Here is a 23,360-nt window from a genome sequence, read left to right as displayed (position 1 = left end):
GCATGACCGACGCGAGCGCTTTCCGGACTCCCGACGCCTACCTCGACCTTCCCCGCATCGCGGGGCTCGCACTGTCCGTCGACGGAGCGTCGCTCGTCACCACGATGTCCGAGCTGAATGCCGCACGGACGAAGTACGTCTCGAGTCTGTGGTCCATCGCGACGGACGGCACGTCGGCGCCGCGCCGGCTCACCCGGTCCGCCACAGGTGACTCCGCACCGACCTTCGCCGCGAACGGCGACCTGCTCTTCGTGCGAGCGGCGTCCGGTGACGACGACGCACCGTCCGCGGTGTGGGCGCTGTCCTCGCGGGGCGGAGAGGCCCGCAGAGTCGCGCACCGCGGCGGAGGGGTCGGGGGAGTCGTGGCCGCGACCGACGCGCCGGTGTTCGCTGTCTCCGGTGAGGTTCTGGGCGACGTCGACCGTGACGAGACGCTGCGCGCGCTGCGGAAGGACAAGGCCGTCTCCGCGATCCTGCACAGCGGATATCCGATGCGGCACTGGGACAGCGACCTCGGTCCGGCGTCCACGCACGTCTTCGTGGGGAACCTCGGCGACACTGAGGACACCGACGTCGCACTGCGGACGGTGACGCCGCGACCCGGCGGTTCGGCGGGCGGCGGCGCGTACCGCGACACCTCCGTCGCGGTGGCTCCCGACGGCTCGTGGCTGGTGGCCACACGCAGGGTCGCGGGAGCCGATGCCACCACACGGCACGTGCTCGTCCGGATCGACACCTCGGACGGTGCCGACGCCGTGCTGGTCGACGACCCGGTGGCCGACGTCGGAGCCCCTGCCGTCTCGCCGGACGGAACGCGCGTCGCCTTTGTGCGCGAGACGCATCCGGAACCGGATGCGGCGCCGCGGACCACGCTGCACGTCCTCGACCTGACGACCGGGCTGCCGGAGCAGTGGGCGGCCGGGTGGGACCGGTGGCCGTCGTCGCCGGTGTGGTCCGCCGACGGGCGCAGCATCCTGGTGACGGCGGACGACGACGGCCGGGCACCGATCTTCGTCGTGACGCGCGACGCGGCCCGCCGCCTGACGCAGGACGACCACGCCTACACCGACCTGCGCCCGGCTCCGGACGGTGATGTCGTCCACGCGCTGCGCTCGTCGTATCTCGTTCCGCCGCATCCGGTCCGGATCACGCTCGTCGACGGTGCGGTGACCGAGCTGCGATCACCGGCCGCCACGCCGGCACTGCCGGGCACCCTCGAGGACATCGAGACCACCGCCGAGGACGGTGTGCGGGTGCGCGCCTGGTTGGCTCTCCCCACGGGCACGTCCGCCGACTGGCCCGCGCCGCTGGTGCTGTGGGCGCACGGCGGACCGCTCGGATCGTGGAACGCCTGGTCGTGGCGCTGGAATCCGTGGATGCTGGTGGCCCAGGGATTCGCCGTCCTGCTCCCCGATCCGGCACTGTCCACCGGGTACGGGCAGGCGTTCGTGCAGCGCGGCTGGGGCCGATGGGGGACGGAGCCCTACACGGACCTGATGGCCGTCACCGACGCCGTCGAGCAACGCGAGGACATCGACTCCACGCGCACGGCGATGATGGGCGGCTCGTTCGGCGGCTACATGGCCAACTGGGTCGCAGGTCACACCGACCGCTTCCGGGCGATCGTCTCGCACGCCGGTCTGTGGGCGCTGGACCAGTTCGGTCCCACCACCGACGAGGCGTCGTACTGGGCGCACGAGATGACGCCGGAGATGGCGTTCGAGAACTCACCGCACCTGGCCGTCGCGGACATCGTCACCCCGATGCTGGTGATCCACGGCGACAAGGACTATCGCGTGCCCGTGGGCGAAGCGCTGCGGTTGTGGTGGGAGCTGTTGTCCGAGTCCGGTTCTCCCGCCGACGAGAACGGGGAGACCGTGCACCGGTTCCTGTACTTCCCCGACGAGAACCACTGGATCCTCTCGCCGCAGCACACCGCCGTCTGGTATGGCGCCGTGCACGCCTTCCTGGCCGAGCACGTACTCGGACAATCCACTCCGATGCCCGAGATCCTCGCGGCGCGACCGGGCCGGACCGTCGATCCCGACGCGCACTAGAATCACCCGGTGACCAGATCGACGACAGCGCCCGACGAGAACCCTGCCGACCGCCTGCCCAAGGCCTGGAATCCCGGTGACGTGGAAGCAGGCCTCTACCAGGGATGGGTCGACTCCGGGTACTTCGTCGCCGATCCGGACAGCGCGAAGCCGGGGTACTCGATCGTGCTCCCGCCGCCCAACGTCACCGGCAGCCTGCACATGGGCCATGCCCTCGATCACACACTGATGGACGTCCTGTCCCGTCGCAAGCGGATGCAGGGCTACGAGGTGCTGTGGCTTCCCGGCATGGACCACGCGGGCATCGCCACGCAGTCGCTCGTGGAGAAGCAACTCGTCGCCGAGGGAACGTCCAAGGACGAACTGGGTCGGGACGCTTTCATCGAGAAGGTGTGGGAGTGGAAGCGTGAGTCCGGCGGCACCATCGGCGAGCAGATGCGCCGGATCGGTGACGGCGTCGACTGGAGCCGCGAGCGGTTCACGATGGACAAGGGCCTCTCGCGTGCCGTCCAGACCATGTTCAAGCTGCTCCATGATCGTGGCCTGATCTACCGCGCCGAGCGCCTCGTCAACTGGTCGCCGGTGCTGAAGACGGCGATCTCCGACATCGAGGTCAAGTACGAGGACGTCGAGGGCGAACTGGTCTCGCTGCGCTACGGATCGTTGAACGACGACGAACCGCACGTGGTGGTCGCCACCACTCGTGTCGAGACGATGCTCGGCGACACCGCCGTCGCCGTTCACCCCGACGACGAGCGCTACCGGGACCTGGTGGGAACGACGCTTCCGCACCCGTTCCTCGACCGGGAGATCCCGGTCGTCGCCGACGACTACGTCGACCCCGAGTTCGGCACCGGCGCCGTGAAGATCACGCCGGCACACGACCCCAACGACTTCGAGATGGGTCTCCGGCACAGCTTGCCGATGCCGTCGATCATGGACACCTCGGGCCGGATCGCCGACACCGGAACGCAGTTCGACGGTATGGACCGCTTCGAGGCTCGTGTCGCCGTGCGCGAGGCACTCGCGGAGCAGGGCCGCGTCGTCGCCGAGAAGCGTCCGTACGTCCACAGTGTCGGCCACTCCGAGCGCAGCGGCGAGCCCATCGAGCCGCGACTCTCCCTCCAGTGGTGGGTGAACGTCACCACGTTGGCGGCCTCCGCCGGCGACGCCGTGCGCGACGGGCGCACCGTGGTGCACCCGAAGAGTCAGGAACCGCGGTGGTTCGCCTGGGTGGACGACATGCACGACTGGTGCATCTCGCGCCAGCTGTGGTGGGGGCACCGCATCCCCATCTGGTACGGACCCGACGGTGAGACGGTCTGCCTGGGCCCCGACGAGACGCCGCCCGAGGGCTGGGTGCAGGACCCGGACGTGTTGGACACGTGGTTCTCGTCCGGCCTGTGGCCCTTCTCGACGATGGGCTGGCCCGACCGCACTCCCGACCTCGAGAAGTTCTATCCCACCAGCGTTCTCGTCACGGGTTACGACATCCTGTTCTTCTGGGTCGCCCGCATGATGATGTTCGGCACCACCGTCGGCGACGAGCTGCCCGGTCCGGTGCCGTTCCGCGACGTGTTCCTGCACGGGCTGGTGCGTGACGAGTTCGGCCGCAAGATGTCGAAGTCGAAGGGCAACGGCATCGACCCTCTCGACTGGGTCGACCGATTCGGTGCGGATGCACTGCGTTTCACGCTGGCGCGCGGCGCGCATCCCGGCGGTGACCTCTCGGTGGGCGAGGACAACGCGCAGAGTTCGCGCAACTTCGCCACCAAGCTGTTCAACGCCACCAAGTTCGCGTTGATGAACGGCGCTGTGGTGCAGGATCTCCCGGCCCGCGAGACGCTCACGGACGCCGACCGCTGGATCCTCGACCGGCTGGCGACGGTACGCGCCGAGGTGGACGACGCGCTGGACCGCTACGAGTTCGGCAAGGCGTGCGAGGCGCTGTACCACTTCGCCTGGGACGAGGTCTGCGACTGGTACCTCGAACTGGCCAAGGTGCAGTTCTCGTCGGAGAGCGCGGCGGAACCCACTCGTATCGTCCTCGGTGTCGTGCTCGACTCCATTCTCCGCCTGCTGCATCCGGTCGTCCCGTTCGTCACCGAGACGCTCTGGAAGGCGCTCACGGGCGGCGAGAGCATCGTGGTCGCACCGTGGCCGAAGGAGACCGGGGTCGGAGCCGATCCCGTCGCGTTGCAACGCGTGTCCGACATGCAGAAGCTCATCACCGAGGTGCGCCGCTTCCGCAGCGACCAGGGCGTGAAGCCGAAGCAGAAGGTCCCGGCGCGGCTGCTCGGGGTCGAGGAGGCGGACCTCACGGCACAGATCCCCGCGACCCGTGCGCTCGCCTTCCTGACGGAGCCGGAGGAGGACTTCGCCGAGACGGCGTCCATCGAGGTTCGACTCTCGCTCGGTACCGTCGTCGTCTCCGTCGACACGTCCGGCACCGTCGACGTGGCGGCCGAGCGCAAGCGCGCCGAGAAGGATCTCGCGGCCGCGGAGAAGGAACTCGCCGCCACCACGGCCAAGCTGGGCAACGAGGCCTTCATCGGCAAGGCCCCCGAGGCGGTCGTGGACAAGATCCGCGCACGGCAGCAGATCGCCCGCGAGGACGTCGAGCGCATCACCGCACGTCTGCGTGAGATGGGGCCGGCGTGAGCTATCCGGGAAACTCCGGGCCGGAGGGGGTGACGGGACCCTCCCCGGTCGATCTCGCCGAGTTCACGCTGGTGGAGTCCGAACTGGACCAGCGCTGGGGCGAGACGACCATCGAGCCGTCGCTCACGCGCATCAGTGCGCTGATGGACCTGCTCGGGTCCCCGCAGGCGAGCTACCCGTCCATCCACGTCGCGGGCACCAACGGCAAGACGTCGGTCACCCGGATGATCGAGTCGCTGCTGCGGGCGTTCCACCGGCGCACCGGTCGCACCACCAGCCCCCACCTGCAGTTGGCCACCGAGCGGATCGCGGTCGACGGGGTGCCGCTGACCCCTCGCCAGTACGTCGACACGTACCGCGACATCCTGCCGTACGTCGAGATGATCGACGCGCAGTCGGAGGCCGCGGGCGGGCCCAGAATGAGCAAGTTCGAGGTGGTGACCGCGATGGCGTTCGCGGCGTTCGCGGAGGCCCCGGTCGACGTCGCCGTCGTCGAGGTGGGTCTCGGCGGGCGGTGGGACGCCACCAACGTGGTGGACGCGCAGGTCTCCGTCATCACCCCGATCGGTATCGACCACATCGAGTACCTCGGTACCGATCTGGCCGGTATCGCCGAGGAGAAGGCCGGCATCATCAAGAAGGCCCCCGAACGGCTCGATCCGGTCGACACGGTGGCGGTTCTCGACGAGCAGCAACCCGAGGTCACCGACGTCCTGTTGCGGCGTGCCGTGGAGATGGACGCGGCGGTGGCCCGCGCCGGGTCCGAGTTCGTGGTCCTGGCCCGTCGCGTCGCGGTCGGCGGTCAGCAGCTCGAGCTCCGCGGCCTCGGCGGCGTGTACGACGACATCTTCCTTCCGCTCCACGGTGAACACCAGGCGCGCAACGCCTCGCTGGCCCTCGCGGCGGTCGAGGCGTTCTTCGGCGCGGGTGCCGACCACGGACTCGACGTCGAGACTGTGCGCGAGGGTTTCGCCTCGGTGGTGAACCCGGGCCGACTCGAGCGGGTGCGCAACGCACCGACGGTCTTCGTCGACGCCGCGCACAACCCGCACGGCGCCGCCGCACTCGCCGCGACGCTGACGGCCGAGTTCGACTTCCGCAAGCTCGTCGGCGTCGTGTCCGTGATGAAGGACAAGGACGTCGACGGCATTCTGCAGGCACTCGAACCCGTACTCGACGAGATCGTCGTGACCCACAACGGCTCCCCGCGCGGGCTCGACGTCGAGGCACTCGCCGACGCCGCCGTGGCCAAGTTCGGCGACGAGCGTGTCGTCGTCGCGGAGACGCTCCCGGACGCACTCGAGATCGCGATCGGCATCGCGGAGGACGTCGCGGACGAGGGTGAGGCCGTCTCCGGTGCCGGCGTCGTCGTCACGGGATCCGTGGTGACCGCCGGTGCGGCACGCACTCTCTTCGGGAAGGACCCGGTATGACAGTCCCCGAGGCGGGCCAGGTCCCGCCGCCCGCACGCGATCCGTGGAAGGGGTTCCGCGGCGTCTGCGCCGGCACCCTCGTCCTCGAGGCGATCGTCGTCTTCCTGTCCCTCCCGGTCGTCGCGACCGTCGGCGGCGGACTCACGTGGATCAGTGGGACGTACATCATCGCGCTGGGCGTGGTCATGCTGCTCGGTGCAGGACTGCAGGGTCGGTCGTGGGCTCTGTCCTTCGATCTCGCGCTGCAGGTCCTGGTGATCCTCGGCTTCTTCGCGCACCCGTCGATCGCCGTCGTGGGCGTGCTGTTCCTCGCCGTGTGGGTGTACCTGCTGTATCTGCGCCGCGATCTCCGCAAGCGCATCGCCGAGGGCCGGTTGCCGAGCCAGCGAGAATGACGCCGGTGCTCCGGGGCCGATCGAGGGTCCTCTAGGCTCAGCGCTCGTGACCGAACGCACTCTCGTACTGATCAAGCCGGACGGCGTCGAACGTCGCTACGTCGGCGACATCCTCGGCCGTATCGAGCGCAAGGGGCTCGACCTCGTCGCCCTGAAGCTCCTGACGGTGGACCGCGAGGTGGCGGAGAAGCACTACGCCGAGCACGCCGAGCGGCCGTTCTTCCCCGACCTCATCGAGTTCATCACCTCGGGACCGCTCGTCGCGGCGGTGCTCGAGGGTCCTCGTTCCATCGAGGCCTTCCGTCAGATCGCCGGTGGCACCGACCCCGTGGCCAAGGCGACGCCCGGCACCATCCGCGCCGACCTCGCGCTGGACGGACAGAAGAACCTGGTCCACGGCTCCGACTCGCCCGAGTCCGCTGCTCGTGAGATCGCGCTCTGGTTCCCCGAGCTCGGCTGACGCTCCACCTCGAGTCCCACCCCCGACCGCCGGGCCGCACCGCGAACCCCGCAGTGGCACGCGGCGGTCGGGGAGTGTGGGATACTGGCCTAGGTCGCGACGCGCACCACGCGAACGTGACCGGATGACAATCACGGACCGAAGCCCGTCATCGCGAACACGCGCAGGCATCGATGCGAGTCTCCTTCTCGCACCGCCGACGCGTCCCGCTGAAGATCAGGTGCTCGGATCGGCCATCCGCCCAGGCAGTGCGGTGACAGTCGCCGACCGTTCCGGTCGACGACCTGACGCAGTGCGAACCCGCTTTTTCGTCGGATCGTCCGATCCCGCGAACGAACCATGACTCCCGCGTGGCCGCGTGCCATTCGACGGACGACGCCCGATCGGGCACCTCGGCCGTGGATGTTCGCGCCCGGGAGCCCGAGGAGAACACGTGGCCGACACCGTGCCGCCCCAGGAGCCGCTCGATCAGGGCGCCCCCACCTTCCCCGAGCGCATCCGCGTTCACGCGCTCGCCAAGCTGCTGGGAGTGACCAGCAAGCAGGTCGTCGCCCAGCTGGCCGAGATGGGCGTGGACGTCCGCAGCGTCCAGTCCAGCGTCGTTCGTGACGACGCGCAGACCGTCGCCTCCGCACTGGGTGCTCCGGCGCTCGACGCCGCCGACGTGGCAGATCTGCCCGCTGCCGAGAGCACACCTCCCGCCGCCGAGGAGACCAGCTCGGCGTCCACGGCCGACGAGAGTCCGGCCTCTCCCACCGAGCCGGACCTCTTCACGAACATCGAGACGGCCGAGGCGACGGCCCCGTCGTCCGCCGACCCCGCCACCGCGCCGCTGTTCCTGCAGCCCGAGGTCACCGAGGCGCCGAAGGCTCCCCGGACGCGGGCACGTCGCGCTCGATCCGCGCCGAAGAAGGCGGAGGTCGACGAGACCACGACAGCGGACGCACCCGAGGCCGACGGCACTGCCGACGTGTCCACCCCTGTCGAGGTGTCCGCCCCCGCCGAGAGCACCCCTGTCGTCGAGACGGCGACCGAGTCCGACACCTCCTCGTCCGATGCCTCCGCGTCCGACGAGGGCACCGACGACGACGCGAACGAGCAGGACGGATCGTCCGGTCCTCGCCGCCGCCGCCGTGGCCGTCGTGGCCGTGGTCGCGGACGCGGTGACAACCAGAACGACGACAACCAGAACGACGATCAGAACGACGACGACGAGTCGGACGAGTCCGCCGCGGATCGCTCCGATGCGCCTGCCGCCGAGGACGCGACGGCGGAACCGGAGACCACGGACACGGACGACGCCGCGGAGGGCGACGACGCGCCGAAGCGCTCCTCGAGCCGCCGCTCGCGCAGCCGTCGTGGGTCGCGGGCGGACACGTCCGCCGACTCGGACGCGCCCGAGACCACCGATTCGAGCGACGCGTCGAGCACGAGCGACACCACTGCCGGCGAGACGGAACCGTCCGCGGAGGACACCGACGGTGTTTCCGGGGAGAACGACGGCGCCTCCGGGGACAACGACGACGACTCGACCGGGGACAGCGCGAGCCGTCGCCGGCGCCGCCGTCGTCGCCGGAAGAGCGGTGGCGAGAGCGCGGACGCCGAGACCACGACCGACGACGATCCGCCCAACACGGTGGTGCACGAACGCGAGCCACGTCAGCGCGCGGCCAAGTCCAAGGACGAGGTCCAGGGCATCACCGGGTCGACCCGGCTCGAGGCGAAGCGTCAGCGTCGCCGCGACGGTCGTGACGCCGGCCGTCGCCGTCCGCCGATCCTGACCGAGTCCGAGTTCCTCGCGCGCCGCGAGTCGGTGGACCGGACGATGGTCGTGCGCGAGAAGTCGCTGGCCGGGCACCCGGACCTGACCCAGGTCGCGGTGCTCGAGGACGGCGTTCTCGTCGAACACTTCGTCACCAGCACGGCCTCGGGCTCCATCGTGGGCAACGTCTACCTCGGCCGCGTGCAGAACGTGCTGCCCAGCATGGAAGCCGCGTTCATCGACATCGGCAAGGGCCGCAACGGTGTGCTGTACGCCGGCGAGGTCGACTGGGACGCCGCTGGTCTGGGCGGCAACAGCCGCAAGATCGAGCAGGCGCTCAAGCCCGGTGACCAGGTGCTCGTGCAGGTCAGCAAGGATCCCGTCGGGCACAAGGGCGCCCGGTTGACCACGCAGATCTCGCTCGCCGGCCGCTTCCTGGTCTACGTGCCCGGTGGCTCGTCCACCGGCATCAGCCGCAAGCTGCCCGACAACGAGCGCAAGCGTCTCAAGGACATCCTGCGCGACATCGTCCCGTCCGAGGCCGGGGTCATCATCCGGACCGCGTCGGAGGGCGTCAGCGCCGAGGAGCTCGAGCGCGACGTCACCCGTCTGCAGGCGCAGTGGGCCACCGTCTCGGAGCGCTCGACGGGTGCCGAGGCGTCCAAGTCGTCGGCTCCGGTCACGCTGTACGAGGAGCCCGACCTCCTGGTCAAGGTGGTCCGCGATCTCTTCAACGAGGATTTCTCCAAGCTGGTCATCGAGGGCGACCGTGCCTGGTCGACGGTGCAGAACTACATCGAGACCGTCGCCCCCGACATGCTGCCCCGCGTCGAGCGGTACACCTCGGCGCCCAAGGACGTCGATGTCTTCGGCGCCTTCCGCATCGACGAGCAGCTGGCCAAGGCGCTCGACCGCAAGGTGTGGTTGCCGTCCGGCGGCACGCTGGTGATCGACCGCACCGAGGCCATGACCGTGGTCGACGTCAACACCGGCAAGTTCACCGGTGAGGGCGGCAACCTCGAGGAGACCGTCACCCGGAACAACCTCGAGGCGGCCGAGGAGGTCGTGCGGCAGATGCGCTTGCGCGACATCGGCGGCATGATCGTCGTCGACTTCATCGACATGGTGCTCGAGTCCAACCGCGACCTGGTGCTCCGTCGCCTGACCGAGGCCCTGGGCCGCGATCGCACACGGCACCAGGTGTCCGAGGTCACGTCGCTCGGACTGGTCCAGATGACGCGCAAGCGCATGGGTACCGGTCTCATCGAGGCGTTCTCCACGACGTGCGAGCACTGCCACGGGCGTGGGCTGATCATGCATCAGTTCCCCGTCGAGCCGGCCAAGGACGAGGGTGGGCGCTCCCACTCCCGCTCCGATCGGTCGCGGTCCGACAACTCCCGTTCGGACACCACCTCCCGCTCCGACAGCCAGGCCTCCGAGGGCGGCTCGCGTCGCAAGCGCGGCGGCCGGGACCGTTCGGAGAATCGAGTCGACGAGACGACGACGGCCGAGACCACCGAGTCCGAGTCGGGAAGCGACACGGCTGTGCGTCGTGCTCATCCCGTCGCTCTGGCCATGGCGGCGCACCTGCATCCGGACGATGTCGCCGAGGTCGCGGACACCGTGTCGGATCCGATCGAGGACGCGACGGCCGCCGTGGCAGCGGTGCGCGACGCCGCCGGCCGCAACGGCCGATCGGACTCGGCCGCCGAGGTGACCGAGACGTCGGACACGCCGTCGACACCCGAATCCGCCACACCCGAACCCGCGGCGCCGGAGCCTGTCGCTCCCGAACCCACCGCCGCGACGCGTCCGCGCCGCAGTCGTCGGGTGTCCCGAGCGGCGTCCGCGCCGGCCGGGGACTCCGCCGGCACGGTCATCGTGGTGCCCTCGGCACCCGAGACGTCCACGGCAGCACCGACTTCCGACAGCGGCGACGAGGGCGGCGCTGCCGGACCCGTTGCAGTGACCGTCGGGGGCGGCGCCTCCGTGGAGCCCGTCGCACCGGTCCGGCGTCCGCGCCGTCGGGCAGCGGGTCGGCCGGCCGGACCGCCGGTGGACGACGAGGCCTGAGCTGCGGCCGAGCACCGGGCCCGGCGGTTTGACCGGGCCACGGGCTCTACCGTAATCTTGGACAGTCGCTGCCGGCGACGTGGCTCCGTCCTGTCCTCCGCGAGGTGAGCGGGCGCAGCCACCCGAACTTCGGTTCGCCGGCGCAAGAGTGTGACCAGCAGGGGCTGCGGAACCGCAGCCACGAGACCAGTCACGTCCCCGACCAGGGACGTGAGAACGCATCAAAGAAGCAAGGGGTAGCCCTCCGATGGCAACGTACGCGATCGTCAAGACCGGCGGAAAGCAGTACAAGGTCGCTGTAGGTGACCTCGTCAAGGTCGAGAAGATCGAGGGAGCGCCCGGAACGGCTGTCTCGCTTGCTCCTGTTCTCGTCGTCGACGGGTCCGAGCTGACCACCGGGGCCGACAAGCTGGCCGGCATCACCGTCACCGGTGAGGTCGTCGAGCACACCAAGGGCCCGAAGATCCGCATTCACAAGTTCAAGAACAAGACCGGGTACCACAAGCGTCAGGGACACCGGCAGAAGCTGACCGTCCTGAAGGTCACCGGCATCAAGTAAGTCCTGATACCGGTCTCCATCCGGCGTCTCTGCGTCACCACGGCTCGTTCCACCAGGGCTCGTCCATCACGGCACCGGCTCCACCAACCCCGGGAGGGTTTCTCATGGCACACAAGAAGGGCGCGTCCAGCTCACGCAACGGTCGCGATTCCAATGCTCAGCGTCTCGGCGTCAAGCGCTTCGGCGGACAGTCGGTCAGCGCGGGCGAGATCCTCGTCCGTCAGCGCGGCACCCACTTCCACCCGGGTGTGAACGTCGGCCGTGGCGGCGACGACACGCTCTTCGCCCTCTCGGCGGGTGCAGTTCTCTTCGGCACCAAGCGTGGCCGCAAGACCGTCAACATCGTCCCGGCCGCCGCGGAGGCCTGATTCTCCTGCGGCGCCCGCGAGGTCCGGCTTCGGCCGTTCGCGCGACGTCAGTGCACGTTCCCGTCAGGGGCGGTTCGGAGGGCTCGTCCTCCGTCCGCCCCTGACGGCGTTTCACCCCTCGGCGCCCTGTCGGCCGCCGATCTCTCAGCAGTTCAGCATCATCTGCCTTTCGGAAGGACCCTCCACCCATGTCGCGTTTCGTCGACCGTGTCACCCTGCACGTCAGTGCGGGAAAGGGCGGTAACGGGTGCTCTTCCGTCCACCGGGAGAAGTTCAAGCCCCTCGGTGGTCCGGACGGTGGCAACGGCGGCCGCGGCGGCGACGTGGTCCTCGTGGTGGATCCGAGCGTGCACACCCTTCTCGACTTCCACTTCCACTCCCATGCGAAGGCAGGAAACGGCACGCAGGGAGCCGGCAGCAATCGCGACGGCGCCGTCGGCGAGGACCTGATCCTGGGTGTCCCGGACGGCACCATGGTTCTCGACAGCGACGGCCGGATCCTCGCCGACCTGGTGGGCGAGGGCACGCGTTTCGACGCGGCGGCCGGCGGTCGCGGCGGCCTGGGCAACGCCGCCCTCGCATCACGAGCACGCAAGGCGCCCGGCTTCGCGCTGCTCGGCGAGGACGGGGTCGAGCGCGACCTGGTCCTGGAGCTCAAGTCCGTGGCCGACGTCGGTCTGGTGGGCTTCCCGAGCGCCGGAAAGTCGTCTCTCGTCTCCGTGCTCTCGGCCGCCAAGCCGAAGATCGCCGACTACCCGTTCACGACACTGGTCCCGAACCTCGGCGTCGTCTCGAGCGGCGACACCACGTTCACCGTCGCCGACGTCCCCGGCCTCATCCCCGGCGCCAGCCAGGGCAAGGGGCTGGGCCTGGACTTCCTGCGTCACCTCGAGCGCTGTGCCGTGCTCGCCCACGTCGTCGACTGCGCGACCCTCGATCCGGGTCGTGATCCCGTGTCCGACGTCGACGCTCTCGAGGCCGAACTGGCCGCGTACACGCCCGCCCTGTCGAGCGACGCCGGCCTGGGCGAGTTGGCCGATCGCCCGCGCATCGTCGTGCTCAACAAGGTGGACGTTCCCGAGGCGCAGGAACTGGCCGACATGGTACGCGAGGACTTCGAGGCCCGCGGCTGGCCCGTCTTCGCCATCTCCGCGGTGAGCCGTGAAGGTCTGCGCCCCTTGACCTTCGCCCTCGCGGAGCTGGTCGCGCAGTACCGCATCGATCATCCCAAGGCCGTCGCGCGTCGGCAGGTCATCCGGCCCGTCGCCACCGACAAGGCGGGCTTCAGCGTCATCTCCGATCCTGACGAGCCGGGCGGCTTCATCGTGCGCGGCGAGCGCCCGGAGCGGTGGGTCATGCAGACGGCCTTCGACAACGACGAGGCCGTCGGTTACCTCGCCGACCGACTCGCTCGTCTCGGTGTCGAGGCGGAACTGGTCAAGCAGGGCGCGCAGCCCGGGGCGTCCGTGACCATCGGCGACGTCAGCTTCGAGTGGGAGCCGCAGACCCCCGCCGGTGTCGACGTCACCATGACCGGCCGCGGTACCGACTCGCGTATCGACCAGGTCGAGCGCATCGGCGCGCCCGAGCGCAAGCACGCCCGCCGTGTCCGTCGAGGGCTGGAGAGCGACGAGCAGTGACCGCGACGCAGCCGCACGGGAGTACGCGGGAGATCATCGCGTCGGCGCGCAGCATCGTCGTGAAGATCGGGTCGTCGGCTCTCACCAGCATGGAGGCCGGACTCGACCTCGCCCGGCTGGACGCGTTGGCGGATGCGATCGAGGCGCGGATGCGTGCCGGGTCCGACGTCGTCGTCGTGTCGTCCGGAGCGATCGGTGCCGGTATGGCGCCGTTGGGTCTCAAGCAGCGGCCTCGTGACCTGGCGACGAAGCAGGCCGCGGCCAGTGTCGGCCAGTTGGCGCTGGCGCACGCGTGGGGCACCTCCTTCGGCCGCTACGGTCGGACCGTCGGTCAGGTGCTGTTGACGGCGGACGACATCGCCCGTCGGTCGAATCACCGCAACGCTCAGCGCACCTTCGACCGACTGCGCTCACTCGGCGCCGTGGCCGTCGTCAACGAGAACGACACCGTCGCGACGGCCGAGATCCGCTTCGGCGACAACGACCGTCTCGCAGCCCTGGTCGCGCACCTCGTCGGCGCGGACGCGTTGCTGCTGCTGTCCGATGTCGACGGCCTCTACGACGGCGACCCCCGCAAGGACCCCGACGCGACCTTCGTCCGCGAGGTCGCGAGTCCCGAGGATCTCGACGGCGTCGTCGCCGGATCGGGCGGCTCCCTAGGCACCGGCGGCATGGCGTCCAAGTTGTCCGCGGCCCGTCTGGCAGCGGACGCGGGTGTTCCCGTCCTGCTGGCGGCGGCGTCCGAGGCGGCTTCCGCGCTCAGTGGCGGACCGGTGGGGACCACGTTCACCGCGCGCCCGAACAGGTTGTCGGCCCGCCGATTCTGGGTCCGTCATGCCGCGGACACCGCCGGCGCCCTCACGCTCGACGACGGCGCCGTCACCGCGGTGATCGGCCGACGACGCTCGCTGCTGTCGGCAGGAATCGTCTCGGTCAGTGGCTCGTTCGACGCCGGCGACGTGGTGACCCTGCACGGCGTCGACGGCGCCGTGGTCGCGCGCGGAGTCGTCGCGTACGACGCGGCGGAGCTCGCCGGCATGATCGGTCGCTCGACGGGCGATCTCGCCCCCGAGGCCCGACGCCCCGTGGTGCACGCGGACGACCTCGTCCCGGGCTGAGCGACCGGTCAGGCCGGAGCCGAGGCGGCGAGCACGCGCCGGAGTGCGAGGGCCAGCAGCGCCACCGCGACACCGGCCGCGACCATCGACCACAACGCCCAGCCGAAGCCGGTCAGCTCTGCGAGAGAGCCGAACGCGACGGGTGCCAGCAGCACCCCGATCCGGGCGATCAGCGACACCACTGTGAGGGCCGTGCCCGCGGTGATGCCGGGGAGTCGTCCGGCCAACCCGAACGCGGCCGGAAAGATCGGTGCCGCACCGAATCCCGCGACGGCGAACATCACCGGGGCGATCACGGGCGAGCTCACCACGGGTGCCGCCAGGAACGCGGCCGCGATGAGCAGTGCGCCGCCCATCAGCACGGCGTGGCGTCCGACGCGGTCCACCACGGCGTCACCGACGAGGCGTCCGACGAACATCGCGGACGAGAAGGCCACGACGGTGAGTCCCGCCAGTCCCGGCCCGGCCCCGAGATCGGTGGAGTAGATCGCACCCCAGGACTGCGGCACGTCCTCGACCAGGGCGCACACCAACACGAGCCCCCCGAGCAACGCCAGGGCGCCGGAGAACACGCGCCGTGACCCTCGGCCGGACGGTCGAGGGACGGTGTCGGGCACGGCGCGTCCGTCGGGAACCAGCGAGCGGTGAGCCACCAGCGCGAGCGCCAGCAGGACCCCACCGACGAGAGCGAAGTGGACGAGCACGGCGAGTCCGATCCCGGCCGCGGCGGCGCCCGTGAGGCCGCCGGTGACGGCCCCTGCGCTCCACGCCGCGTGGAATCGGTTGAGAAGCGAACGCCGCCGGTTCTTCTCGACGATCACCCCCTGCGCGTTCATCGCCACGTCCATGACGGCGTCGGCCCCGCCCAGGACGGCGAGAGCGAGTGCCAGTGCCCACCACGTCCCGGCGAGTGCCGGGAGTACGAACGCCAGGCACAGCACCGTCGCGGAGAGCAGGACGACTCGGCGACTGCCGAGCCGCCGGATACCGACGGCGGCGAGGGGAGTGGCGAGAAGGCCGCCGGTGCCGACTCCCGCGAGCGCCAGACCGAGCACCGACGCGTCGAGTTCGAGAGCATCGCGGATCGCAGGCAGGCGCGGCGCCCAGTTACCGAGCACCGCACCGTTGACGAAGAAGATCGCCGCGACGGCCCACGGGGCACCGCCGACGGTCCTGCCGTCCGTCACAGAAAGGACGCCAGGACCTCGGAGCAGCCGGCCTCGATCTTCTGGGCGGCGAACTCGTCCCCGCGGGTGCGTCCTCGGTTGACGATGAACACCGGGATGTCGTTCTTCCACGCGTGCCGGACGAAGCGCAGTCCGGACATGACGGTGAGCGAGGACCCCAGCACCACGAGCGAGCGCGCGGCGTCGACCATGTCGTAGGCGCTCCGGACGCGCGGCTTGGGCACGCTCTCACCGAAGTAGACGATGTCGGGTTTGAGGATGCCGCCGCACACCTCGCAGCCGACCATGCGGAAGTGGGCGGTGCTCTCGATGATCGCGTCGGCGTCCGGGGCGATCTCGACGCCGTCGGCACCGACGACGGACTCGATGAAGCCGGGATTGGCAGCGGTCAGACGTTCGTCGAGAGCCACGCGGGAGACGAGGCGATCACAGTCGAGGCAACGGACCCGGCCGTACACACCGTGCAGGTCGATCACCGAGCGGGAGCCGGCCTTGGTGTGCAGCATGTCGACGTTCTGCGTGATGACGCCGGAGACGGTACCCACGCGCTCGAGCTCGGCGAGGGCGCGGTGCCCGGCGTTGGGGCGGGTGGCGTCCATGTGGCGCCAGCCGACGTGGTTGCGAGCCCAGTAGTGACGTCGGAAATCGTCGTCGCCGATGAACTGCTGGAACGTCATCGGGTTGCGCGGCGGAGAGTCCGGGCCCCGGTAGTCGGGAATTCCCGAGTCCGTGGACATCCCGGCACCGGTCAGCGCGACGACGCGGCCGTCGGCCATCGCGTCCTGCAGAGAGAGGGCGCTGCGCGGCGACCGATCGAGAGAGCGTGGGGAAACCGAGGTCACGTCTCCAGAGTAGGTCGCCGCGCGGGCTGGGGTGGGGCGGCGGGGTGGGATGTGCACACCTGCCGCAGAGCGAACACACCCCGCAGCATCCTGAAGGGTGTCGTCGCCCGCGGCAGGGTGTGTTCGGTCGGCCCGTGGCGTCAGGCAGGAACCTCGATCAACGGGTAGACGCCGTTCTCGTCGTGACGCTCGTTGCCGACGACGGGCGGGTTGAACACGCACAGCATCCGCATGCGGGTCCGCGTCTCCACCGTGTGACGCTCGTGCCCGTTCAGCAGGTACATCGACCCCGGACCCAGGTCGTACGTCTCACCGGTCTCGCGGTCGGTGAGCGTGCCCTCGCCCTCGATGAGCCAGACGGCCTCGACGTGGTTGGCGTAATGGAAGTTGTTGACGGTGTTCGGCTCGATGGTGGTCTCGTGGAACGAGAACCCGACCTTGTCACCGCCCAGGACGATCCGCTTGGACCGCCACTGGCCGTCCTCGCTCGCGATGTCGCGCTCGGTTCCGGTGATGGCCTCGGTGGTGCGAACGATCATGTGGTCCTCCTCGTGCTGTGCAGACGTGCGGAACGCGATTCGGTCAGGAGCAGACGGTCGCGGTGGCGTCGGCCAGGATGCCGAGGCCGTGATCGAGATCCTCCTCGGTGATGGTGAGCGGCGGAAGCAGCTTCACCACCTCGTCGGAGGGTCCGGACGTCTCGGCGAGCAGGCCCTTGTCGTAGGCGAGCGCGGTGACCTTCGACGCCTTCTCCGCGTCGTCGAACACGAGACCCTGGACCATGCCGCGACCGCGGGTGCTCAGACCCTCGAAGCGGGCCGAGAGATCGATGAACGCGTCCTGGATCCGCTCGCCCTTGGCCAGGATCGACGCCTCGAACGCGCCGTCGGCCCAGTAGTGGTCGAGCGCGGCCTTGCTGGTGACGAAGGCCGGGCTGTTGCCGCGGAACGTGCCGTTGTGCTCGCCGGGACCCCAGACGTCGAGTTCCGGGCGCATGAGCGTCAGTGCCATCGGCATGCCGTAGCCGCCGATCGACTTCGACAGCGTGACGATGTCCGGCACGATGCCGGCGTCCTCGAAGGAGAAGAACGGCCCGGTGCGGCCGACGCCCATCTGCACGTCGTCCACGATGAGCAGGATGTCGCGGCGCTTCAGCAGATCTGCGAGCCCGCGCAGCCACTCGGCACGGGCGACGTTGACGCCGCCCTCACCCTGGACCGTCTCGACGATGACGGCCGCGGGGCGGTTGATGCCGCTTCCCGAGTCGTCCAGCACTCGTTCCATCCACTGGAAGTCGTCCGTGGCACCGCCGAAGTAGTTGTCGAACGGCATCGGGGTCGCGTGGACCAGCGGGATGCCGGCGCCGGCGCGCTTCATGGAGTTGCCGGTGACGGACAGAGCGCCGAGCGTCATGCCGTGGAACGCGTTCGTGAAGTTGATGACCGAGGAACGGCCGGTGACCTTTCGCGCCAATTTGAGCGCGGCTTCCACGGTGTTCGTTCCGGTGGGTCCGGGGAATTGCACCTTGTAATCCAACCCGCGGGGCTCGAGAATGCGCGTGGTGAACGACTCGAGGAATTCGCGTTTCGCGACGGTGGACATGTCGAGACCGTGCGTGATGCCGTCCCGCATGATGTAGTCGACCAGTGCCTGCTTGAGCACGGGATTGTTGTGGCCGTAATTGAGCGCACCGGCTCCGGCGAAGAAGTCGAGGTAGCGGCGGCCGTTCTCGTCGGTGATCCACGAACCCTGCGCGGTGTCGAACACTGCGGGCCACTGTCGGCTGTAGCTGCGGACCTGCGACTCGCGGGCCTCGAAGATGTCGGTGGTGGTGGTGTCGGTCGGGGTGATGCTGGTGGTCATCGAGGTCCTTCGGGTGTGGTCGTCGGAAGTGTCGGCGAGCGTGCCGTCGAACGGGCCGACCGTGTAGAGGTCCTCCGGCTCGTGGCTGTCGGGAAAGTCGTTCGCTGCGAACAGATCTCGTCGGGTGATGGTGGTGTCGCGTCGTCGCGCCAAAGATGCGAAGAGGGCGATCGACGCGTCGTTGTCGGGGCTGATGGTGGTCTCGAGGAGGCGTGCTCCGCGTGGGGTGGTGCGGTCGACGAGGCCCTGCAGCATGCGCACGGCCAGGCCGTGCCCGCGCTGGTCGGAGTCGACCGCCACCTGCCAGACGAACAGGGTGTCGTCGGCGTCGGGACGGATGTATCCGGTGACGAAGCCGACCGGACGGTCGTCGGCGTCCACTGCCACGATCGAGGTGTCGGAGAAATCGCGGCACCACAGCACGTACGAGTAACTGGAATTGACGTCCAGTACTCGGGAGTCCCTCGCGATCTCCCACAATCGCGTCCCGTCGGCCACGCGTGGTGGGCGGAACGAGAAATCGATGTCGTCGGTCGGGGCGGCTCTCTGTAACACTGGCGTCATATTGCAGACGAACGTAACAAGGCTGACCGGACATGTCAGGCGCCCTGGTCGTCAGGCACGAGAATGGCACGCCTATCGCCAGTACGTTCGCCCCTTGTGAGTGTGGTCACACGACGATGCGTTCGTCGGCGACTCGGGGGCCTGCCGTGGCCCGCGGGAGGCGCGGGAACCCTCGCAGCGGCACCGCGGCGTGGGGCTGCTGTGACCAGTGTGAACAGCGTGATCAAGACTGAATGGTCTCGACGACGGTGAAATAAATGGTCAGAGCCCGGCGAGGCACCCACCGTTCCCGTTCGGTGATGGCTAATGTCCGGCACACTATGACTCCCACGGTCAGACTTCCCCGGCCCGCCCGACTGCGAGGCGCCGCTGCACGTGTCGGTGCAGCCAGCTCGACCCCCGTCGCGATGGTGCTCGCCGTTCTGCTCCCCACCGTGGCGGCCGGAGTGTTCTGGGTCTCGCAGACCGATCGCCCCGCCACCACCGGCACCGTTTCCGTCGCCGCCACTGCGGGCGGGTCCACGACGGACCCGCTCGCGTCGAGTAGGGCCGCCCTGACCAACACGGTCCTGCCGCTGCAGATCCTGAGTGGCGGTATGGCCGAGCTGTCCGACGGCAGCGTGGAGCTGGACGACGGCGCTCACCAGATGTCCGACGGCCTGCACCAGGCCCGCGACGGCTCGGCCGAACTCGCTGACGGCATGACCCAGCTCCGAGCCGGCCTCTGGCAGCTCGGTGACGGCTCGTCGCAGGTGAGCGGAGGAGTCGATCGCGTGGTGGGTGCGCTCACCGGCGTCGGAGCCGCGCAGGGCCAGATCGAACTGATCGTGCAGCAGACTCTCGACTCGCTCGCCGCGTCCACCGATCCGGGCGCCGCCGCGTCCGCGGATCAGCTGCGGCCGGTCCTCGACCTGCTGCGCACCCAGGGACTGAACGCCGGGGTGATGACCGACCTGCAGACGCTGCGCGACGGTGCGCGCACCGTGGCGTACCAACTCGACGACCCGTCCTCGGAGTTCGTCGACGGCATGGTGCGTGCCACCGACGGATCCGCGCAGCTGCGCGACGGCCTCGTCCTGCTCGACGACGGCGGGGTACGCCTCGTCGACGGCACCACGCGCCTGGTCGGGGGAGTCGGCCCGATGGAGACCATGTTCTCCACTCTGCGTACCAACGTGGAGAAAGCGTCCACCTCGCTGCCGGCAGTCGAGCGGATCGAACCCGACCCGGCCGGCGGCGGTACCTCGTACGTGGTGCGGTCCGCCTCGGACGCGTGGCCGTACCTCGCGGCGGCGTTCGCGCTCGTCGCAGCAGCGCTCGTCGGATTCTTCGTCCCGCGCGCCCGCGCCGCGGTCCTGGGGGCGGTGGCCACCGCGTCGACGATGGTGCTGGCCCTGACGTTCGCCGACACCGGCGCGAGTCTCTCGGGCTCGATGGTCTCGACCGTCCTGATCGGAGTCTGGGTCGCCGCGGTGGCCACTGCGGCCCGTGCATTGCGCACCGCACTCGGAGCCGTCCGTGCCGGAGTGGTGCTCGGGGTCCTCGGGCTCGTCCAGGTGGTGCTCGGCGGGCTGGTCCTGCGCGGGGTCGGTGGTCTGCCCGACACGGTCGGACTCTTCACCCCCCTCGGCCAACTGGTCCGGTCGTTGGAGAACGCCGCCGCGGGCGGAAGCATCGTCACCTCGCTCGTGTCGGTGATCGCCGCACTGGTCACGGTGGCTGTATCGGTGGCCGTCCTGGCCGCGCATCGCACGATCGACGACGCGGAACCGGTCGACCACGGCGCCGATGCGGCTGTCGAGAACGACGCCGACGAGGCCGACCGAACCGAGGACGACAGCGTCTCGTCCTCCGTACGCTAGGACCACCGGCCGGACGATCCCGCGGCAGGAATACCTGTCGGCGCCGGGTGGGCGGAGGAGCGTGACGTGCTGCTCGACGGAGCCAACGCACTGATCTACGGGGGCGGCGGTGTCGTCGGGAGCCGGCTGGCCGTCGCCCTGGCCCGCGACGGAGCGCGCGTGCACCTCGCGGGCCGCTCTCGGACGAAGATGCAGCACGTCGTCGACATCATCCGCGCGGACGGTGGCCACGCCGAGGCGGCCGTCATCGACGTGCTGGACGAGGTCGATGTCGACGAGTACGTGGACGTCGTCGCCGCCTGTTCCGGAAGCATCGACGTGTCGATCGACGTCATCATCTCTGGCCGGGCGTCGCGTGCGACCCCCTCCGAAGCGTCGGCGCGTCGGCTCGATCGCACCGAGGTCGCGGATCTCGAACGTCCGGTCCTGGACGCGCTGCGTGCCCACTTCATCACCGCGCGGGCGGCCGCACGGCACATGGTGTGCCAGCACTCCGGTCTCATCCTCGTTCCGCGCTGCCTGCCGACCGCAGGCGACGCGGGGCTGGACGCGTCGTCGCTGGCCTCCGTCGTCATCGATCGGCTCGCCGCGCAACTTGCCGGCGACCTGGTCGGCACCGGGGTGCGCGTCACCGCCGTCGACACCGATCCGACGTCGGCCGACGAGACGGCCCGACGGCTGGTGGCCGCGGCGTCAGACGGCGATACGTAGCGCCTCGACGAGATCCCGGTACAGGGTGTCGGTGTCGAGCAGCTCGCGGTGCGTTCCCTTCGACCGGACACGTCCGCGCTCGAGCACGAAGATGGTGTCCGCGTCGATGACCGTCGACAGGCGGTGCGCGATGGTCACCACGGCACCGTGCACCGACAGGTCGCGGATGGCGTCGTGGATGGCGGCCTCGGTGATGCCGTCCACCTGCGCGGTGGCCTCGTCCAACAGCAGGATGTCCGGTGGGCGAACGATGGCACGGGCCAACGCGATGCGCTGACGCTCGCCGCCCGAGACCGCCGAGTCGCGCAACTCGGTGGCGAGACCGGCCGGCAACAGCTCGATCTTCTCGGCCAGCCGCACGCGTTCGAGTGCCGCCCACAGCTCGGCGTCGGTCGCGTCCGGGTGGGTGAGCCGGAGATTGTCGGCGATCGTGCCCGGCAGTGTGGGTGTGGCCTGCTCGACGTAACCGATGCGCGCGCGGATCTGACTGTGGGACAAAGCCGAGTACGGGACACCGTTCAGGGCGAGTTCGCCGGTCCGCGGTTCGAGGAAGCGCAGGATCAACGAGAACAGCGTCGTCTTGCCGGCGCCCGACGGCCCGACGACGGCGGTGTGGCCGCGCGACGGAATGCTCATGTCGATCGCGTTCACCGCGGCGCCCTCGTCGCCGTACCCGGCCGTGACCCGGTTGAGGGTGAGCGCCGAGACCTCCGCGCTCGCCGGCAGGTCCGCGACCGCGGTGGGCGCCTCCTTCTCGAGGTCCATCACCTGCACCTCACGAATGCGGGCCGCGGCGGCGATGCCGCGCTGCAGCTGCGAGACGTAGAGCGTGAGCTGGGCGACCGGGCCCACCAACTGGAACGCGTAGAGCAGGAACGCGACCAGGCTGGAGACGGCCAGCGCTCCCGAGCTCACCCGATACGCGCCCACGCCGAGCACCGCGATGATGGTGAGCTGGATCCCGGAACCGGTGATGGTCCACGCCCAGGCCTCGAGACGCACTGCCCGGATACCGTAGGACGCCGAGACGCGGGCCTCCTCGATGACCAGCTCGCTCGAACGACTCTCCGCCCGACTGGCCTTGACCGTGCGAACGGCGCGCAACGCGCCCTCCAGGATGCCGCCGAGCCGACCCATCGCCTCCTGTGCATTGCGTTGAGCGCGAGCCACCTTCGGCATGAGGAACCCGGCGGCGACACCGATGAGACCGATGCCGAGCAGAGCCGTCCCGAGGAGGGGGAGGTCGAGGGTCGCCATGAGCACGATGACACCCACGATCGCGATGCTGCCGTTGACGATCTCGACCAGCGCCCAGGACGACGCCTCGCGGAGCAGCATCGTGTCGGACGTGACCCGCGTGAGCATCTCGCCCGCGGGACGAGCGGTGACCGCCGGGATGGTGGCGCCGAAGAACCGCCGCACCATCGATGATCGCGCCTCGAGCACGACGCGTTCTGCCATGGTTCCCAGGAGCAGACGTTGAGCCAGACCCACGATGATCCCCACGACGAGGAGCCCGACCAACAGGACGATGGCCGACCGCGTGGCGCCCGGGACGTCGAAGGAGTCCAGCAGTCGCTTGGTGACCAGCGGAGTGGCCAGGGACGACGCGGTGACCAGCAGACCGAGGAGCAGACCGAACCGGAACAACCGGCGATGCGGGCGGATGAAGGTCCAGAGGAGGCGGAGATTGGGGAGCCGACCTGGTGCATCGGGAGTAGCTGTCGTCACCTCGTCACACTAGTCGCGCGCCGACAGACACCCCTTCTGTCGATCCTCCGGCCTACCCGGCCGGCCTCCGGCCT

Annotated in this window: 17 protein-coding genes and 1 pseudogene; 12 read left to right on the top strand and 6 right to left on the bottom strand. The window is 69.7% G+C overall.

Going from position 1 to position 23,360, the window contains the following annotated elements; genetic code table 11:
- Positions 1 to 2 precede the first annotated feature (2 nt).
- The 10 genes from HQ312_RS09610 to proB all read left to right on the top strand — a co-directional run bounded on the left by HQ312_RS09610 (position 3) and on the right by proB (position 14,526).
- Entirely contained in the window at positions 3 to 2,057 is a 2,055-nt protein-coding gene (locus HQ312_RS09610; protein WP_222638450.1) for an alpha/beta fold hydrolase, read from the top strand.
- A 9-nt stretch (positions 2,058 to 2,066) separates the two neighbouring features.
- Positions 2,067 to 4,718, top strand: coding sequence for a valine--tRNA ligase (locus HQ312_RS09605; RefSeq protein ID WP_222638449.1), 2,652 nt, complete (start codon positions 2,067 to 2,069; stop codon positions 4,716 to 4,718).
- A 29-nt stretch (positions 4,719 to 4,747) separates the two neighbouring features.
- Entirely contained in the window at positions 4,748 to 6,151 is a 1,404-nt protein-coding gene (locus HQ312_RS09600) for a glutamate ligase domain-containing protein (RefSeq protein WP_027505664.1), read from the top strand.
- Positions 6,148 to 6,546 (top strand): DUF4233 domain-containing protein, encoded by a 399-nt coding sequence (locus tag HQ312_RS09595; protein WP_027505665.1) that lies wholly within the window; start codon positions 6,148 to 6,150, stop codon positions 6,544 to 6,546. Before HQ312_RS09600 ends, HQ312_RS09595 begins: the two co-directional genes overlap by 4 nt.
- A gap of 46 nt (positions 6,547 to 6,592) precedes the next feature.
- A complete protein-coding gene (gene ndk, locus HQ312_RS09590) occupies positions 6,593 to 7,006 on the top strand; it encodes a nucleoside-diphosphate kinase (protein ID WP_056445877.1) in 414 nt (137 codons plus the stop codon).
- 433 nt (positions 7,007 to 7,439) lie between these two features.
- Positions 7,440 to 10,841, top strand: coding sequence for a translation initiation factor IF-2 N-terminal domain-containing protein (locus HQ312_RS09585; RefSeq protein WP_222638448.1), 3,402 nt, complete (start codon positions 7,440 to 7,442; stop codon positions 10,839 to 10,841).
- 247 nt (positions 10,842 to 11,088) lie between these two features.
- Entirely contained in the window at positions 11,089 to 11,400 is a 312-nt protein-coding gene (rplU, locus tag HQ312_RS09580; protein ID WP_027505669.1) for a 50S ribosomal protein L21, read from the top strand.
- 104 nt (positions 11,401 to 11,504) lie between these two features.
- Positions 11,505 to 11,768 carry a 50S ribosomal protein L27 gene (gene rpmA, locus HQ312_RS09575; RefSeq protein WP_027505670.1) on the top strand — a complete coding sequence of 88 codons (264 nt, stop codon included), beginning with the start codon at positions 11,505 to 11,507 and terminating at the stop codon, positions 11,766 to 11,768.
- Between the two features lie 188 nt (positions 11,769 to 11,956).
- Positions 11,957 to 13,408 carry a GTPase ObgE gene (gene obgE / locus HQ312_RS09570; protein ID WP_027505671.1) on the top strand — a complete coding sequence of 484 codons (1,452 nt, stop codon included), beginning with the start codon at positions 11,957 to 11,959 and terminating at the stop codon, positions 13,406 to 13,408.
- On the top strand, positions 13,405 to 14,526 hold the full coding sequence (gene proB / locus HQ312_RS09565) for a glutamate 5-kinase (protein ID WP_222638447.1): 1,122 nt from the start codon (positions 13,405 to 13,407) through the stop codon (positions 14,524 to 14,526). Before obgE ends, proB begins: the two co-directional genes overlap by 4 nt.
- A gap of 8 nt (positions 14,527 to 14,534) precedes the next feature.
- On the opposite strand, the gene HQ312_RS09560 is transcribed toward proB, so the two are convergent.
- The 5 genes and pseudogenes from HQ312_RS09560 to ectA form a co-directional block, all read right to left on the bottom strand.
- The gene (locus HQ312_RS09560) at positions 14,535 to 15,713 is read right to left on the bottom strand and encodes an MFS transporter (protein WP_222638446.1); all 1,179 of its coding nucleotides are present in this window, start codon (positions 15,711 to 15,713) and stop codon (positions 14,535 to 14,537) included.
- Positions 15,710 to 16,489: a Sir2 family NAD-dependent protein deacetylase gene (locus HQ312_RS09555; protein WP_027505673.1), complete on the bottom strand. Its 780-nt coding sequence runs from the start codon at positions 16,487 to 16,489 to the stop codon at positions 15,710 to 15,712. Before HQ312_RS09555 ends, HQ312_RS09560 begins: the two co-directional genes overlap by 4 nt.
- A 206-nt stretch (positions 16,490 to 16,695) precedes the next feature.
- Complete coding sequence (locus HQ312_RS09550; protein WP_027505674.1) at positions 16,696 to 17,094, bottom strand: ectoine synthase; 399 nt, start codon at positions 17,092 to 17,094, stop codon at positions 16,696 to 16,698.
- Positions 17,095 to 17,137: 43 nt separating this feature from the next.
- Positions 17,138 to 18,418 carry a diaminobutyrate--2-oxoglutarate transaminase gene (gene ectB / locus HQ312_RS09545; RefSeq protein ID WP_261782220.1) on the bottom strand — a complete coding sequence of 427 codons (1,281 nt, stop codon included), beginning with the start codon at positions 18,416 to 18,418 and terminating at the stop codon, positions 17,138 to 17,140.
- 60 nt (positions 18,419 to 18,478) lie between these two features.
- Positions 18,479 to 18,982, bottom strand: a pseudogene (gene ectA / locus HQ312_RS21885) (diaminobutyrate acetyltransferase); the annotation flags it as partial.
- A 320-nt stretch (positions 18,983 to 19,302) separates the two neighbouring features.
- Between ectA and HQ312_RS09540 the strand changes: the two are divergent.
- Positions 19,303 to 20,844: a hypothetical protein gene (locus tag HQ312_RS09540; protein WP_222638444.1), complete on the top strand. Its 1,542-nt coding sequence runs from the start codon at positions 19,303 to 19,305 to the stop codon at positions 20,842 to 20,844.
- Positions 20,845 to 20,910: 66 nt separating this feature from the next.
- Positions 20,911 to 21,555 carry an SDR family oxidoreductase gene (locus tag HQ312_RS09535; RefSeq protein ID WP_222638443.1) on the top strand — a complete coding sequence of 215 codons (645 nt, stop codon included), beginning with the start codon at positions 20,911 to 20,913 and terminating at the stop codon, positions 21,553 to 21,555.
- On the opposite strand, the gene HQ312_RS09530 is transcribed toward HQ312_RS09535, so the two are convergent.
- Entirely contained in the window at positions 21,538 to 23,286 is a 1,749-nt protein-coding gene (locus tag HQ312_RS09530) for an ABC transporter ATP-binding protein (protein WP_222638442.1), read from the bottom strand. The two genes, HQ312_RS09535 and HQ312_RS09530, sit on opposite strands and share 18 nt — an antisense overlap.
- Positions 23,287 to 23,360: the final 74 nt, after the last annotated feature.

The organism is Rhodococcus sp. BP-316 (assembly GCF_019836105.1).
Taxonomy (GTDB): domain Bacteria; phylum Actinomycetota; class Actinomycetes; order Mycobacteriales; family Mycobacteriaceae; genus Rhodococcoides.
Note: the sequence above shows the minus strand (reverse complement) of the source record. Positions and strands in the feature narration are given on the sequence as shown.